The 15,782-nt window shown below is 36.7% G+C and carries 13 protein-coding genes; 1 reads left to right on the forward strand and 12 read right to left on the reverse strand.

Annotated elements, in window-relative coordinates:
• Positions 1–49: 49 nt before the first annotated feature.
• On the reverse strand, positions 50–3,802 hold the full coding sequence (putA, locus tag I7H67_RS11590; protein WP_198307903.1) for a trifunctional transcriptional regulator/proline dehydrogenase/L-glutamate gamma-semialdehyde dehydrogenase: 3,753 nt from the start codon (positions 3,800–3,802) through the stop codon (positions 50–52).
• 124 nt (positions 3,803–3,926) lie between these two features.
• Between putA and I7H67_RS11595 the strand changes: the two genes are divergently transcribed.
• Entirely contained in the window at positions 3,927–4,415 is a 489-nt protein-coding gene (locus tag I7H67_RS11595; RefSeq protein WP_005304655.1) for an Lrp/AsnC ligand binding domain-containing protein, read from the forward strand.
• A 33-nt stretch (positions 4,416–4,448) separates the two neighbouring features.
• Here the strand turns inward: I7H67_RS11595 and putP are convergent, their stop codons facing one another.
• The 11 genes from putP to I7H67_RS11650 form a co-directional block, all read right to left on the reverse strand.
• Entirely contained in the window at positions 4,449–5,939 is a 1,491-nt protein-coding gene (putP, locus tag I7H67_RS11600; protein ID WP_005304658.1) for a sodium/proline symporter PutP, read from the reverse strand.
• A gap of 400 nt (positions 5,940–6,339) precedes the next feature.
• Positions 6,340–7,047, reverse strand: coding sequence for an SIR2 family NAD-dependent protein deacylase (locus I7H67_RS11605; RefSeq protein WP_198307904.1), 708 nt, complete (start codon positions 7,045–7,047; stop codon positions 6,340–6,342).
• A gap of 90 nt (positions 7,048–7,137) precedes the next feature.
• Complete coding sequence (gene gcvH / locus I7H67_RS11610) at positions 7,138–7,512, reverse strand: glycine cleavage system protein GcvH (RefSeq protein WP_005069578.1); 375 nt, start codon at positions 7,510–7,512, stop codon at positions 7,138–7,140.
• Between the two features lie 37 nt (positions 7,513–7,549).
• Positions 7,550–8,575: an AraC family transcriptional regulator gene (locus tag I7H67_RS11615; RefSeq protein WP_004792780.1), complete on the reverse strand. Its 1,026-nt coding sequence runs from the start codon at positions 8,573–8,575 to the stop codon at positions 7,550–7,552.
• Between the two features lie 107 nt (positions 8,576–8,682).
• On the reverse strand, positions 8,683–9,123 hold the full coding sequence (locus I7H67_RS11620) for a MaoC family dehydratase (RefSeq protein ID WP_004792778.1): 441 nt from the start codon (positions 9,121–9,123) through the stop codon (positions 8,683–8,685).
• Positions 9,123–10,970: an ABC transporter ATP-binding protein gene (locus I7H67_RS11625; RefSeq protein ID WP_198307905.1), complete on the reverse strand. Its 1,848-nt coding sequence runs from the start codon at positions 10,968–10,970 to the stop codon at positions 9,123–9,125. Before I7H67_RS11625 ends, I7H67_RS11620 begins: the two co-directional genes overlap by 1 nt.
• Positions 10,971–11,336: 366 nt before the next feature.
• Positions 11,337–11,873: a DUF2058 domain-containing protein gene (locus tag I7H67_RS11630; RefSeq protein WP_198307906.1), complete on the reverse strand. Its 537-nt coding sequence runs from the start codon at positions 11,871–11,873 to the stop codon at positions 11,337–11,339.
• A gap of 3 nt (positions 11,874–11,876) precedes the next feature.
• Positions 11,877–12,557: a YoaK family protein gene (locus I7H67_RS11635; protein ID WP_151768069.1), complete on the reverse strand. Its 681-nt coding sequence runs from the start codon at positions 12,555–12,557 to the stop codon at positions 11,877–11,879.
• A gap of 4 nt (positions 12,558–12,561) precedes the next feature.
• Complete coding sequence (gene sstT, locus I7H67_RS11640; protein WP_013198098.1) at positions 12,562–13,764, reverse strand: serine/threonine transporter SstT; 1,203 nt, start codon at positions 13,762–13,764, stop codon at positions 12,562–12,564.
• A gap of 398 nt (positions 13,765–14,162) precedes the next feature.
• Positions 14,163–14,474, reverse strand: coding sequence for an ArsR/SmtB family transcription factor (locus I7H67_RS11645; protein WP_002121379.1), 312 nt, complete (start codon positions 14,472–14,474; stop codon positions 14,163–14,165).
• 464 nt (positions 14,475–14,938) lie between these two features.
• A complete protein-coding gene (locus I7H67_RS11650; protein WP_004792769.1) occupies positions 14,939–15,502 on the reverse strand; it encodes a TetR/AcrR family transcriptional regulator in 564 nt (187 codons plus the stop codon).
• Between the last annotated feature and the right edge of the window lie 280 nt (positions 15,503–15,782).

A 15,782-nucleotide genomic window follows, 5' to 3' on the forward strand; every position in this document is an offset into this window, starting at 1 on the left:
ATAAAAAAGCCCAAATACTGAGATTTGGGCTTTTTTAGAAAATTATCGATTAATCAGTCATTGTCATTAAGCTTGCGTTACCACCAGCTGCTGCTGTATTCACACTAATCGCACGCTCAATCACTAAACGTTCAAGTGGAATATTTTCATTCGGCTCAACATGTGTAATACCAACAATTGCACCAGAACGCTTAGCAACTTCTTGCTGTAATGAGAAGATTTCTTCACGGTTACCATGGTGTAAAACTGCATCAAAATCATCTGATGTAATATTTTTAACCGTAGTAATTGCTGCAAGCACATCTTTTGGCAAAGTTTGTTTGTATTTTGCCAATAATGGACTATTAGGCATTACTGCTGCTTGGCTACCCACTGCAAAAATTGCGAGCAACTGATGCAATTGATTTTGTTCAGTGTCTGCAATTGAAAGCACACGATGGCGCGGCAAAATAATATATTGGTTACTTTCCCCAGTAGGGCCTTGTAACTCATAGAATTTACCCACACCAAATGGTTCAATCTCACGATTTGCTTGCTGTAAATGCTGTTTCGCCCAATTTTGTAAGCTCTGATAAACCTCACGGTTAAAGCCTTCAAAAGCAGTTTGCTCATTCTTCATGGCAAATGGTGTTGCCAGTACTTTGTCTGAACAGTGCTGCATTAAGCGGTACATATATAGCGGACCACCAGCTTTCGGACCTGTACCAGATAGACCTTCACCACCGAATGGTTGTACACCAACTACAGCACCGACAATATTACGGTTGATATAAAGGTTGCCAACTTCAGCATGCTGAATGACGGTTTGGATGGTTTCATCAATACGGGTATGTAGACCCATTGTTAAACCATAACCTTTGGCATTAATACGTGAAATGAGTTGTTCGAGTTCACCATACTTATAGGTAATGATATGTAAAACTGGACCAAACACTTCACGTTGCAAATCATCAAGATTAGGTAACTCAATTGCCGTTGGTACAACAAAAGTTCCTTTATCTAATTCATTTTGGCTTGTTGCGCCGAACATCAGCTGATGTACAGGGTAGCCTTTAGATTTCATTTTTTGGATGTGCTGGTCAATCGTCTGTTTTGCTTCGTCATCAATAACAGGACCAATGTCAGTTTTTAAAATTGCAGGGTTACCTACGATCAACTGTTGCATTGCACCTTTAAGCATTTTAATAACGCTTGCAGCACTATCTTCTTGCACACATAAAATACGTAAAGCAGAGCAACGCTGACCCGCGCTATCAAAAGCAGAACTTACAACATCAAGCACAACTTGTTCAGTTAATGCTGATGAATCCACAATCATGGCGTTTTGACCGCCAGTCTCTGCAATGAGAGGAATGGATTGACCATTATCAGATAAACGTTTCGCAACAGTTTTCTGTAAAATTTTGGCAACTTCAGTCGAGCCAGTAAACATGATGCCATCGATACGACTATCTTGACTAAGCTGAGCACCAACTGTTTCACCACGACCAGGAAGTAACTGTACAGCACCATGTGGAATACCAGCTTCCCATAAAATCTGAACGGCTTGAGCTGCGATTAATGGCGTTTGTTCAGCAGGTTTAGCAATAACACAGTTACCACTCACCAATGCGGCAGCAATTTGACCAGAGAAAATTGCAAGAGGGAAGTTCCATGGGCTAATACAAAGTACTGTACCTAAGGGTTCAATCACTGTATTTGAAGGAAGATTCTCGACTTGAGTTGCGTAGTAACGTAAGAAATCTACAGCTTCACGAACTTCTGCGATTGCATTGGCATAAGTTTTACCACTTTCACGGCAAAGCAAAACCATCAATTCTTGAATACGGCTTTCCATTAGGTCTGCTGCACGTTTTAAGTATTGAGCACGTTGTTCTTTAGGCGTATTTGACCATTCAGATTGAGCTTGTTCTGCTGCATTCAATGCAATTTCGACATGCTTAAGATCAGCTTCTTGCACATGCCCAACAATTTCATCATTTTGTGCTGGGTTTGTAATTGCAACAGAATGACCTTGCTCTAATGAATCGTTATTTGCCAATAATGGATGACTTTGCCAAATACGATTACGGAGCTGTTGAGCTGTACTATCTAAAGCTTCAAGTGGAGCATCATTTGCTAAATCATAGCCTTTAGAGTTTTTACGGAGTGATCCGTACATATCTAAAGGTAATGGAATTGATGGGTGTTTTAAACCAACTGAGCCTTCAAGCTTAGCTGCATGACGAATGTCGTAAATTGGAGACTGGATAAGATCTTCAACTTTAAGTGTTTTGTCTGCAATACGGTTAACGAATGAAGTATTCGCGCCATTTTCAAGTAAACGACGAACTAAATAAGCTAACAACGTTTCATGGTTACCAACAGGAGCATAAATACGGCATGGCACGCCTAATTTATTTTGCTCACGTGGACCAACAACTTGTTCATAAAGCGGTTCACCCATGCCATGTAAGCATTGGAATTCATATTGACCCGCATAATATTTGCTCGGATCAGCTAATTGATAGATCGTTGCCAATGTTTGAGCATTATGAGTTGCAAATTGAGGATAGATGAACTCTGGAGCAGCAAGTAATTTTTTAGCACAAGCGATATAAGATAAATCGGTATGTACTTTACGCGTGAAGACAGGATAGTCATCCATACCTTCGATTTGCGCTTTCTTAATTTCGCTATCCCAATACGCACCTTTCACAAGACGGATCATGAGGCGCTTTTGGCTGCGTTTAGCAAGGTCAATAATATAATCAACCACGAAGAAACAGCGTTTTTGATAAGCCTGAATAACGAAACCAATGCCTTTCCAGTTTGCAAGTTCTGGCTCGAAACAAAGACGTTCAAGTAACTCAAGTGAAATTTCTAAACGTTCTGATTCTTCGGCATCAATATTTAAACCAATATTGTAATTTTTAGCTAAAAGAGCGAGTTCAAATACTTTGCCGTAGAGTTCTTGATGAACACGTTCAATTTGTGCACGTTGATAGCGAGGGTGTAAAGCAGAAAGCTTGATTGAAATACCCGGGCCATCATAAACGCCTTTACCATTCGATGCTTTACCAATTGCATGAATGGCTTGCGTATAATCGTTAAAGTAACGTTCAGCATCATGTTCGGTTAATGCTGCTTCACCCAACATGTCGTACGAATAGCGAAAACCTTTGTCTTCGAGTACTTTCGCATGATCTACAGCTTCTTCAATGGTTTCACCAGTTACAAACTGCTCACCCATCATACGCATTGCAACGTCAACAGCTTTACGAATAATGCCACGTCCACTGCGTGCTAAAAGGCCAGTAAGTACACTTGAAAGACTGGTTTGCTTTGGAGTTTCCATAAGCTTACCAGTTAACATGAGGCCCCATGCCGCAGCATTTACAAACATTAAGCTGCTTTGGCCAACGTGTTCTTTCCAGTTACCTTGATTGATCTTATCTCGAATAAGCAAATCACGTGTTGCAGAATCTGGAATACGAAGCAAAGCTTCAGCAAGACACATAAGTGCCACGCCTTCTTGTGAAGAAAGAGAGAATTCTTGTAATAACCCTTGAACAATACCTGCTTTACCCGAAGAGGTCTTACGTTCACGTAAATTATTAGCAAGATTAAAAGCAAGGTCATAAATTTTATGATCTAAATCATCAGATACCGCAGCAGCTTGTAATAGCTCTTCTACAGCTTCTGGTTCAGCACGTCGCCAAGCTGTATTGATGCGTTGTTCAAACTCACTTTTATCGTTGAATTCGGTGATATAGCCTTGGTGAGATTTATCCATTTGATGAAAAGTATCCATTGTGTTCATATCTGTTTCCGCCAACCGACTCTCGTACAAAGATCTTGAGTAGAGAGGTTTAGATAATTTATCATTACAGAAGAAACACCGAATAACTCACTATATTTAGCCCATTTTTTAGAGGAAAATTCAGATGAATGGCCCAATATTAAGCCTTGATCGCACTGATTTAAAAATTTTGGATATTCTTCAAACAGATGGGCGTATTTCTAACAGTAAATTAGCCGAACTTGTGAATTTATCTCCAACTGCTGTGATGGCCCGAGTTCAAAAGCTGACAAAAGATGATTTCATTTTGGGTTATGAAGCAAAATTAAATCCAGTCAAATTAAATGCAAATTTTTTGGTATTTGTTGAAGTATTACTAGATAAAACCACGCCTAATGTTTTAGATGAGTTTATTGATGCTGTGGTTCACTATCCGGAAATTGTTGAATGTCATATGGTGAGTGGAGGGTTTGATTTTTTAATTAAATTACGAAGTGGTAGTATGGAAGAATTTAGACGTATTGCGGGGCAGGTGCTATGGCAGTTACCGGGCGTGAAAGAAACTCGGAGTTATCCCGTAATGCAGGTAGTCAAAGATACTTCAAAAATTAAAATTAAAACCAAAAATAAATAAAGGGGCTTTAGCCCCTTTATTTATTTCAATGATTTATACGCTTTCTTTGTAGAGTTTATCTGCTTCTTCAAAGCGTCCAGTTACAGTCGTATTTGGCGCTTTAGTTAAAAGACTCACTACAATGATGCTGATAAATGCAAGGATAAAGCCCGGAATGATTTCGTAAACACCTGTGCTTGCGAAAAGATTTTTCCAACCAATAACCACAACTGCACCAACGATCATACCAGCTAATGCACCTTGTAAATTCATACGTTTCCAGAACAATGACAAGATGATAAGCGGACCAAACGCTGCACCGAAACCAGCCCATGCATAAGCAACAAGACCAAGAACCTTGCTATCAGGATTGCCTGCAAGAATAATTGCAAGAACAGCAATAACAAGAACCATGACACGGCCAACCCATACAAGTTCTTTTTGAGATGCATTTTTACGAAGGAAACCTTTGTATAAATCTTCAGTTAAAGCACTTGAACATACTAAAAGTTGACAGCTTAGTGTGCTCATAACAGCAGCTAAAATTGCAGCCAAAATGATACCCACAATCCATGGATTGAATAAAATTTTAGTCAATTCCATAAATACAGTTTCAGGGTTCTTGCTTACAACTGCTGCTAATTCAGGATGTTGCTCGAAATAAGCAATACCGAAGAAACCAGCACCGACAGCACCACCTAAACACAAAATCATCCAAGTCATGCCAATACGGCGAGCAGCAGGAATAGATTTTACTGAGTCAGCTGCCATGAAACGTACAAGGATGTGTGGTTGACCAAAGTAACCAAGACCCCATGCCATGGAGGATAAAACTGCTACCACACCAAAATCTGAGATGAGATTAAATGCATGCGGGCGTGCAGTTTCAATGAGGGTAACAAAATGAGTTGTGTCCCCGATCGCAAGATAAGTCACGATTGGTGTCAAAATCAGGGCAAAAATCATCAATCCAGCTTGGAATGTATCAGTCCAGCTAATTGCTAAGAATCCACCGATACAAACATAACTGATGGTTGCAATAGCACTGAGCCAAATTGCTGTGTTGTAAGACATGCCGAATAGATTTTCAAATAAACGGGCACCCGCTACCATGCCTGAAGCACAGTAAATAGCGAAGAAAACCAAGATGATAACAGCCGAGAAAATACGAAGTACTTTTTTCTGGTCATCAAAACGGCTTGTAAAATAATCTGGCAAAGTTAATGCATTGTTTTGAATTTCAGTATGAACGCGTAATCGACCAGCAACCAGTAGCCAGTTAAGCCAAGCACCGATAATAAGACCAATTGCAATCCACGCTTCAGATAGACCAGAAAGATAAATTGCTCCTGGTAAACCCATGAGTAGCCAACCACTCATGTCTGATGCGCCTGCGGATAACGCAGTAACGAAACTGCCTAAACTACGACCACCGAGAATATAATCTGAGAAGTCGCTTGTAGCACGGTAGGCAAATAAGCCAATAAGTACCATTGCTACGATGTACACCATAAACATGATGAGGGTGGGATCAAAATAACTCATGATGGATGTGTGTCCTTATATCCATAATCCGTGATTGTAACCTAATCCAGGTCGCTGTTTTCTTGTACGGCATTCAAGAGGTTGAGATTCAACCACAAAAGATTTTTTTTGCTCTGTTATTTTTATATTGTACTTTTGTATCTTTGTGTAAGTTAAAATAAGTGGGTTTTTTAATAGAAAAATTATAATATTAATCATTAACTTATAATTTTTTAATATTTATTTTTTAAAGATTTTGTGAAAAATAAAAATATTTTTAAAAAAATAACTCTAAATTTAGTTACAACGGGCTTAAGTGATAAAGTTTTATTGAGCAAAATTAGAACAATGTTAAAAAATTTTATCTAAAAAATAGTAATTTTTATTCAAATTAAATTTATTTAGTCCTTAAAAATAGCAATTAATTGGTTAAATTTTCAAAAAGTTCATGCATTCCTTGAGTCGCTGACATCTTTAATAATTCGTATTGTTGAGGAACACGTCCATGATCTGCTTGGGGATCTATATAGTAAGCTTTACATTGTGCTGCAATTTCATGCACTAAACCCGCAACCGGATATACGCTTAATGTGGAGCCGATTACAATAAAAATATCTGCACTTTGCACGACTCTAATTGCTTCTTCATAAGCAGGTACAGCTTCACCAAACCAAACAACATGTGGACGAAGGGGATAACCATTTGGACACAGGTCATGTTCTAAATCTAATTTCCAACCGTTAATGTCATAAAACTGAGTTGTAAATTGTGCATTTGGGCCAGAATTCTTTGCTAAACGAATATTTCCATGCAAATGTAAAACTTTGGAACTTCCGGCACGTTCATGTAAATCATCAATGTTTTGAGTAATAACCTGAACGTCAAAATAGTCTTGTAACTTTGCAATATATTGATGAGCTGAATTGGGTTGAGATTCTAAAATATTTTTACGTCGTTCATTGTAAAAGCGTTGAACTAGAGCAGGGTTCTTTTGCCATGCTTCAGGTGTGGCAACTTGTTGGATGTCGTAATTTTCCCATAGACCATTACTGTCACGAAAAGTGCTAATTCCACTTTCGGCACTCATGCCAGCGCCAGAGAATACAACAAGCTTTGTCATAGAAGTCACCGATTCGTAAAACTGAATTTGAATAGATAAAGAAAAACCAGTTTAAGACTAAACTGGTTTTTATTAAATATGAAAAGCTTTAGCTATCTTTTATAAGCCAGCTTCATATTCTGCATTTGTTAAAAGTTTTTCAACATCTGCAATGTTGTCTGGTTTGATTTTATAAATCCAACCTTTACCATATGGATCATCATTTACAAAATCAGGATCATCTTCAAGGTCAGTATTTACTTCTACTACAGTGCCTGAAACAGGAGCATGGATATCAGAAGCAGTTTTTACTGATTCAACCACACCAGCTTGTTCGCCAGCAGTAACTTTACTCCCAACTTCTGGAGTTTCAACGTAAACCAAATCGCCAAGTTCATCTTGTGCATGATCGGTAATCCCTGTAATAACAAGATCACCCTCAATCTTTACCCACTCATGTGTACGTGCATACTTCAGTTCTGAAGGATGATTCATGGTAACTCCTTAAGCTTGTGTCCAATAGTTTTAAAAATTATAAGTATGGGTCTTTACGCCAGTTGCTCGGACTGCGGCCGCTCCAGCGTTTAAAAGCACGGCTAAAATTTGCGACATCCGAATAGCCAAGTTCATCAGCAATTTGTTCAAGACTATAATCTGTACGTGAAAGTAAAGATGTTGCATGTCGATAACGTACTTCATCAACTAACGTTGAAAATGATGTTCCTTCCGCTGCTAATTGACGTTTGAGCGTTCGATCAGACATATGTAGACATTCAGCTACATTTTCGATGCTTAAATAATGTTGTTCAGAATTACTTAAAATATCACGAACTCGCATTGCTAAACGACGGCGTTCACCTAAAGCGGATAGTTCAGCTTCGCACTGATTAATAGCAACTTGACTTGCGATAGGGTCAGCATTAACCAATTTAATTCCTAAATATTTTTTATCAAAACTTGAAATTAAATGGGGTTGGTTAAAGCGAATTGTGCTGCTTAGCTTATTTCTATATTTGTCAAAACCTTCTGGTTCTGGGAAATCTAAATCTACATCACCAGCTAAATCTTCAATACCAGTAATCGCTTTGGCCATACTCATGATACCAATGGTTAAACCTAAAACGATTTCTGTACGTAAAGGTTCAAGTTCAATATCACACTGTAATTGTAAGGTTGCTTTAGGCCCAAAAGTTGAAAAATATAATTGTAAAAAGGGTAAGCGTAGCTGAATAAAGCGAGCCGCAAGAGCAATTGCTTCAGTAATATCTTTGGCTGTCATAATTGCATAGCCAATGAAGCCATGAATTGAAATACGCATTTGAGTACCAAGATGGTAACCCAACGTAGTTTCGCCAGTTAAATTAAGAGCGTGTTTTACTAGTTCATTTGCTACTGGTGTAGAAATACGATAGTCAGGGTCAGCCAGTTGCTCGCTGGTAAGATGAAATGGAGCAAATAATGTTTCGTCGTTGTATCCCCAACGTGAAACAACATCTAATAGCAATAAGCCATAGACACCCGGAATACCCTGATCTTGACGAGCTGAGGTAATTTTCATATGCGTTCCATTGCTCTCATCAATTTTTCACATGCATTTCTTACACATCTTGTCATGAAATATAATCTGAGTTTATAAAAACTGTTAGACAATCATATCAACCATTTTTAAACATTTTTTTTAAAGACAACAATTTTTGTTGTTGAAATAAGTAAAACATCCCCGTGTTGATTTAAGGCTTGAGTAACGTAACTAACAATACCACGATCTAATTTTGTTTTGGATGGTGTGATAGCTGAAATTTCAGCTTCAACATGAATTCTGTCGCCAGGTCGAGTGGGGCGTGGCCATCGTAGACTAGATTCGGAACCTATGAGGCCGCCATGAATAGGCATGCATTCTGTCCATAAACGCATAGTGATGGCTGACGTATGCCAACCACTGGCAGCAATCCCCTGAAAAATAGGGTCATGCTTAGCTTGCTCTTCATCTGTGTGAAATGTTTGAGGGTCATAGGAGTTTGCAAATTTTTTGATTTCATCTAAGGTAATTTCATATTCACGGCTAATGAAACGATCACCAATTTTCAAATCTTCTAAATAAAGCATTAATCTTGACCCTGTAAAACTTTTTGTTCAAACAGGAAGCCGCCTGTTTGGCGTTTCCATAATTGTGCATATATTCCATTTTGAGCAATTAACTCTTCATGTGTTCCTTGCTCTGCAATTCGACCTTCATCAAGAACAATTAAACGGTCCATTTGTGCAATAGTAGATAATCGGTGTGCAATTGCAATAACCGTTTTATCAACCATCAGGTCATTTAAACTGGATTGAATTGCTGCTTCAACTTCTGAATCTAGTGCACTGGTTGCTTCATCTAAAATGAGAATAGGTGCATCTTTTAAGAATACACGTGCGATAGCAATACGTTGTCTTTGACCACCAGAAAGTTTTACACCACGTTCACCGACTTGGGCGTGGTATCCATTACGACCTTTTAAATCAACCAATTGAGGTATAAATTCGGCTGCTTTTGCTTTATTTACAGCATTCTCCATCTCGGCATCAGATGCATCTGGACGGCCATATTTAATATTTTCAGCCACTGAGCGATGTAATAAAGACGTATCTTGGGTTACTAAGGCAATATTTGCTCTAAGACTATCTTGAGTCACATTTTCAATATTTTGCCCATCAATTAAAATTTCACCGTCTTTAAGATGATAAAAATGTAAAAGTAGTTGGATCAGTGTTGATTTACCTGCACCTGAACGCCCAACAATACCAATCTTTTCGCCTGCTTTAATATGTAAATTGAAGTGATCAATTACATTTTTATTGTTATAAGCAAAACTCACATCTTTGAATACAATCTCACCTTTGGCAACTTCAAGAGTTTTTGCATCTGCTTTGTCTTGAATATTGATTTTTTTACCTAATGTTTGCATACCATCTTGAATGGTTCCAACATTTTCAAATAACGCAGACATATGCCACATCATAAATTCAGCCATACTATTCAGCTTTAAAATCATGGCAGTAGTCGCTGCAATGACACCTAATGCTGCTAAACCTTGAGTCCATAGCCAAACTGAAGTGCCAATAACGCCAATAAATAAAACAGCGGATAGCATGTTGATACTTATTTCAAAAAGAGTGCCTAAACGCATCTGAGCATAGACTGTTGTCATAAACTCTTTCATTGATGCTTTGGCATATTGGCTTTCACGTCCCGCATGAGCAAACAACTTAACAGTTTGAATATTGGTGTAAGCATCGGTAATGCGGCCGGTCATTACTGCTCTGGCATCAGCTTGTTGCTGCGAAACTTTACTTAAACGAGGAATAAAGAACCATGCACTTAAGAGAAATAAAGCTAACCAAACTAAAAGTGGTATTAACAAAATAGGGGAAATAGCCCCAAGGACAATGCTAACCGTAATAAAGTAAATAGCGACATAAACCAACATGTCGCCCAAAATAATCCAGAATTCACGGATTGCCAGAGCAGTTTGCATCACTTTTGCAGAAAGTCTTCCAGCAAAGTCGTTATGGAAAAAATCTAAGCTTTGTTTCAATAAAAGATTATGGAACCGCCAACGCAAACGCATTGGAAAAGTACTATATAAAATCTGGTGTTTAATAATAGATTGAATATTTACAAAAAAGATATTGGCAAATAAAACACCAATTAAAAGCAATAGATCAGTTGCATGTTGATTTAAAAAACTTTCAGGATGACTTTTACTTAACCAATCTACGAGTTGTCCAATCTTTGAAAAAAGTAAAGCTTCAAAGCTTGCAGCACCTGCTGTAAAAAGAATAAGTAATAATAAGTAAGGGCGTAAGCCTTCCGTCGCTTGCCAAATAAATGGAAAAAAACGAGTTGGTAAAGGTTCATCCAGACCTTTTGTTGGGTAGGGATCTACAAGTTTTTCAAACCACTTCAGCATGAATTACTACCTTTAAGACAAAAGCCACTTAATTAAATCTTTGCAATTAAATTTACAAGAAAGTCAGTCAGATCAATATCACTTAGTTTTCGATCTTTTGAATATGTGCAAATACACAGAACTGATTACGTTGTACGTCATTCATTTGTACATGACGTAAAATTTGGATACCTGAAGAAATCTTCAAGAATGTCGCGAGGACTTAAAAAATTATGATTTATTATATCGGGATTAATAGATAAAGTGGTGAATGAATTTATTCTTTAAGTATTTTTTCTTAATATTTTGAACATTTGTTAAATTAATATTTTTTAACCCAAATCAAAAAAGGCCCTTAGATTTGTATCGTAAAGGCCCTTGTATGTATTACCACATCAAATCATCAGGAATAACATAGGCTGCATAAGGATCTTCTTCATTTGTGATCTGTTCATTGGACTCAGCATTGTTCAATAGAATAAAACCTTTCATTTTTTGATCAATTTTTTCAGCTAATGGTTTAGGTAAGTATGCGTATTGATTTTGATCTTTAGCAATGAGCAAACTACCTGAAACAAGTGCATTATATATTTGCTGAGAAATATATACCTTCTTGATCTTACCCTCATCAATAAATTGATAAACACTATCACCATCAGTATTTGAAATTTTATGATGTTTAATCATTTGAATGATTGATGCTTTGAGGGCTTTTTCCTGAAGTTGTTGTTGTTTTTCTAAGTTTAAAGCCTGATCTTTAGCTAACTTTTCTTGTTGAGCTTTTTCAATATTCGCTTTGATTGCTGGTTCATCACTTTGACCGATACGTTGCTCATGATGAGCTTGTTTTGTTAGTTTTTTTGCTTTTTTATTATCCACTAACCCAGCTTTTAGTAGCTGTGCTTGTAAGGCATTTTTAACCATGACTTAATCCTTATGAGATGTTGAAGGGCTATAGAGATAAACTACCCAGTAAGAAATACTTAAGACTAAGCTTAAAGTTGCTGGCAATAAAAATGCTTGTAACTTTAAATACGGATGTACTAGCGCTGCGAGAATCCCACCAAGCAGAAAACCTGTAAAAATAAGTAAATGTAAAACAATACGTCGGTTTTCTACTGGTAAGCCTCTGGCTTTATATCCAAGTGCTAAACCAATATCTGTTAAAACACCAGATAGATGAGTAGTTCGAATAATGGTTCCTTTATAATGGCTTACCATCGCATTTTGTAAGCCCATCGCTGTACAAGCCCATAATAATCCATAGCGTGGAAAATAAGGAAGTAATAGCCAACAAAGAAAAATGAATAAGGCAACAAGACTCAAAGGTAGTCCATAGCGACGACCTAATCGAAAATGGCTGCTGCCTAAAATAAAACCACTATAAAATGAACCGCAAACATAACAAATAATTACCAGAAGCAAGAAAATGATATGTTCTGGCTGCCACTCTACCAAACTCATAGCTAGCATACTAACGTTGCCAGTCATATGTGAAATAGATTGATGCAAAAGGGTAATTAACCCTAATACATTAATCATTCCGGCATTGAATGCCAGTAAAAAGGCTCCGAGCTGGAACCAGTTTGGTAGACGTTGAAATGGCATGTCTTTAAGAAGCTTGTTTAGAACGAATATCTACAGCTGCGGTAAATAAAACATCTGTAGAAGAGTTAAGTGCTGTTTCTGTAGAGTCTTGTAATACACTAATAATCATACCAATAGCCACGACTTGCATAGCAATTTCAGTTGAAATACCAAATAGACTACACGCTACTGGAATCAGAAGTAAAGAACCACCAGCTACACCAGAAGCACCACATGCTGAAACTGTAGCAACAACTGATAAAATAAGCATTGTTGCAAAATCAACATGAATTCCAAGCGTATGTACAGTTGCTAGCGTAAGTACAGTAATTGTTACTGCTGCACCCGCCATATTAATTGTCGCACCTAATGGAATGGACACACTTGCTGTAGACGGATTAACACCTAAGCGTTCTGCTAAATCTAAGTTAACTGGAATGTTGGCTGCTGAACTTCGTGTGAAAAAAGCAGTAATCCCACTTTCTTTAAGACACTTAAACACAAGAGGGTACGGATTCCCGCGTATGGTAAGTGCAACAAGAATTGGATTAATAACTAAAGCAACAAAGAACATCGTACCCAATAGTACTATTAATAATTGAGCATAACTTTCAAGAGTCGCGAGACCAGCGTCAGCAAAAGTTACTGCAACCAAACCGAAAATACCAACAGGTGCAAAAGCAATTACTTTATGAATAATAGCGCTGACAGCATGAGCAACATCTTGCATTACTTCTTTGGTGGTGTCTGAGCTATGGCGCATAGCCAAACCTAAGCCAATTGCCCAAGCTAAAATACCGATAAAGTTTGCTTCACTGATTGCTTGAACAGGGTTCGCAATAAAGCTCAAAAGCAGATTTTTTAAAATATCGGCTAAACTTCCTGGGGCTTGCAAATCATTGTGCGAAACAGTGTTAAGGAACAAAGTGCTAGGAAAAGAAAGACTCACAATCACAGCTGTGAAAGCAGCAAGCAACATACCGACTACATATAAAATCAAGATTGGACGTAAATTTGCACTATGACCCACTTGGAAGTTGGCGATAGAGGAAAGTACCAATACAAAAACTAAAATAGGGGCAACCGATTTTAAGGCTTTAATAAAAAGCTCACCAAATAAACTTAAATAAGGCGTAACGTTTGGAAATAATAATGCAACGCCAATACCTAAAATAATGGCGATAATAATCTTAGTGACTAAGCTTAATCGAGAAAAGAATGCAAGCATATAAAGGCCTTATTAACCTAATCATGGCTAAAGGTTGAACAAGCGGAGTATTTTATACTTAAGTTAAGTGAATCTTAAGCTTTTTTATGCTAACTAGATTTTTTTATAGTGATTGGTAATATTAAACTATTGTTTTAATTTTATTTATTATTGAAATTTAACTTTTCTCGTTAATTGTTTTGCTTGTTAATTGTTCGTCAGAAAAAGAGTTATATCAAATAACTATCAAATCGCAGAGAAATGAATAGATGAAATAATAAAGGGGATCAGTGAGACTTTGGAAAAGCTACGCGAATTTTCAAAACTCTGTGCTTGGACTAAACTCTAAGCTTTCAAGCTGAAAAATCGCATATTTCAGGAAATTACTAATATTATTATAAATTTATAGTTTAAAGATATTATTTACTTGCGCAGTACAGTTGGTGAAGCGTATTTAAAATTGAATGCATATTGTCGTCCTTAATAGAATAAAAAATTTGCTTACCATCACGACGAGTTGATACAACGTCACTTTTACGTAGCATCATAAGTTGTTGTGAAAGAGTGGGCTGTGTAATTTGGGTCTTCTCTTCAATTTGTGAGACATTTAGCTCTTCATAAGCTAAATGACATAAAATTAATAAACGATCTGTATTCGCCAAAGATTTGAGAATTCCAACGACTGAATCAGCCGCATTTTTCATTTCTTCAATTTGGAGTCCATCTTTCATACTTTATACCTATATCAATATAGCGGGCATAGTATAGATTGATCTTGCACAAATGAATGTAGCAAAACTAATCAATCCAATTGTTTTTGTTGAAAAGCAATATAAGGGGAACTGATAAATAAGTAGTATTTTTAATTAAAAACAGTTGTTTGTAGTTCTTTTGTGTCTAAAGTGTTGCATTGTGTTATAAGTTTAATTGTTAAGTATAAGTGAATTGAAGCTAATATGAAATAACGGCTATTCCACTCTGATAAATAGTTAAATCTAATTTATCTTTAAATGAATCATAAAAAATGATTGAGTTTTTATTTTTTAAATATATAATCTGTTTTGTACAGACAGGTCTGTATATTTTGGTTCGGTAGGGTCGAAAAAAACGTCTAATTTTGAACCAAAATGACTTTCAGACGCAGCGTGATAGATAAGAAGAACATTAATATAAGAAGAAGAATCACGCTTTATTTTTAAGCGGCTCTTTCAAAGTCGATTAACTTTTCAACTCGATTCCAATAATCATAAATTTTTATTGAACCATGTTCGACCTGAGCTTGAATGGTCATACCTTCCAATATATTAACGAGTAATAAAGATAAAGGACCTGGTTCTTTTACATCATATTGATTAAGAAGATTTTGCATAAGTTGAGTCAACCAAGCTTTATACAACGTAGCAGGTTGGTGTGTTGACGGATACTGTTTTAAAACTTCTTCCAAAGCTTTTTGAAACATACAGCCATTAAAATCTTCACTATTAAACCAGTCGGAATACCATAAGAATACTGCTTTAATTCTCGCGAGAGGGTCCAACTCATCATGTTGTGATAAGGCAGAAGTCAGAGAGTTTTGTAAAAGCGTATTCCGTAGAAGCAGGCATTCTTCAATTAATTTTTCTTTTGATGGAAAATGCTTATAGAAAGTCATTTTTGCAACGCCAGATTCATTAATGATGCGATCTACCCCTATAGAATTATAGCTATACGAGTTAAAAAGTCTTAATGCGGTGTTAATAATGTCATCTTTTTTCGACATATTTTTTAGCCTCTCACAAATGAATTGCTATTCGCTTGAACTGTGATCTGTATTAATGAGAATCTGGATGTTTAATTTTACAAGGTATTGTTTGTTATTGATAGAAAAAAGATATTATTTTTTTAAACGGTATCGTTTAAATTTTAAGGGAAAAGTAAGTAAGAGGTATGCTATTTCTTTAATAATAAGGTTTTCTATTTTTAATTTTGATTTCAAAATTTATTACGCTTAATAACTTTAATTACGCGCTATTTAAGGATTTGCAGGTAAATTTAATGAG

The organism is Acinetobacter sp. ACIN00229 (assembly GCF_016106645.1).
GTDB lineage: Bacteria > Pseudomonadota > Gammaproteobacteria > Pseudomonadales > Moraxellaceae > Acinetobacter > Acinetobacter oleivorans.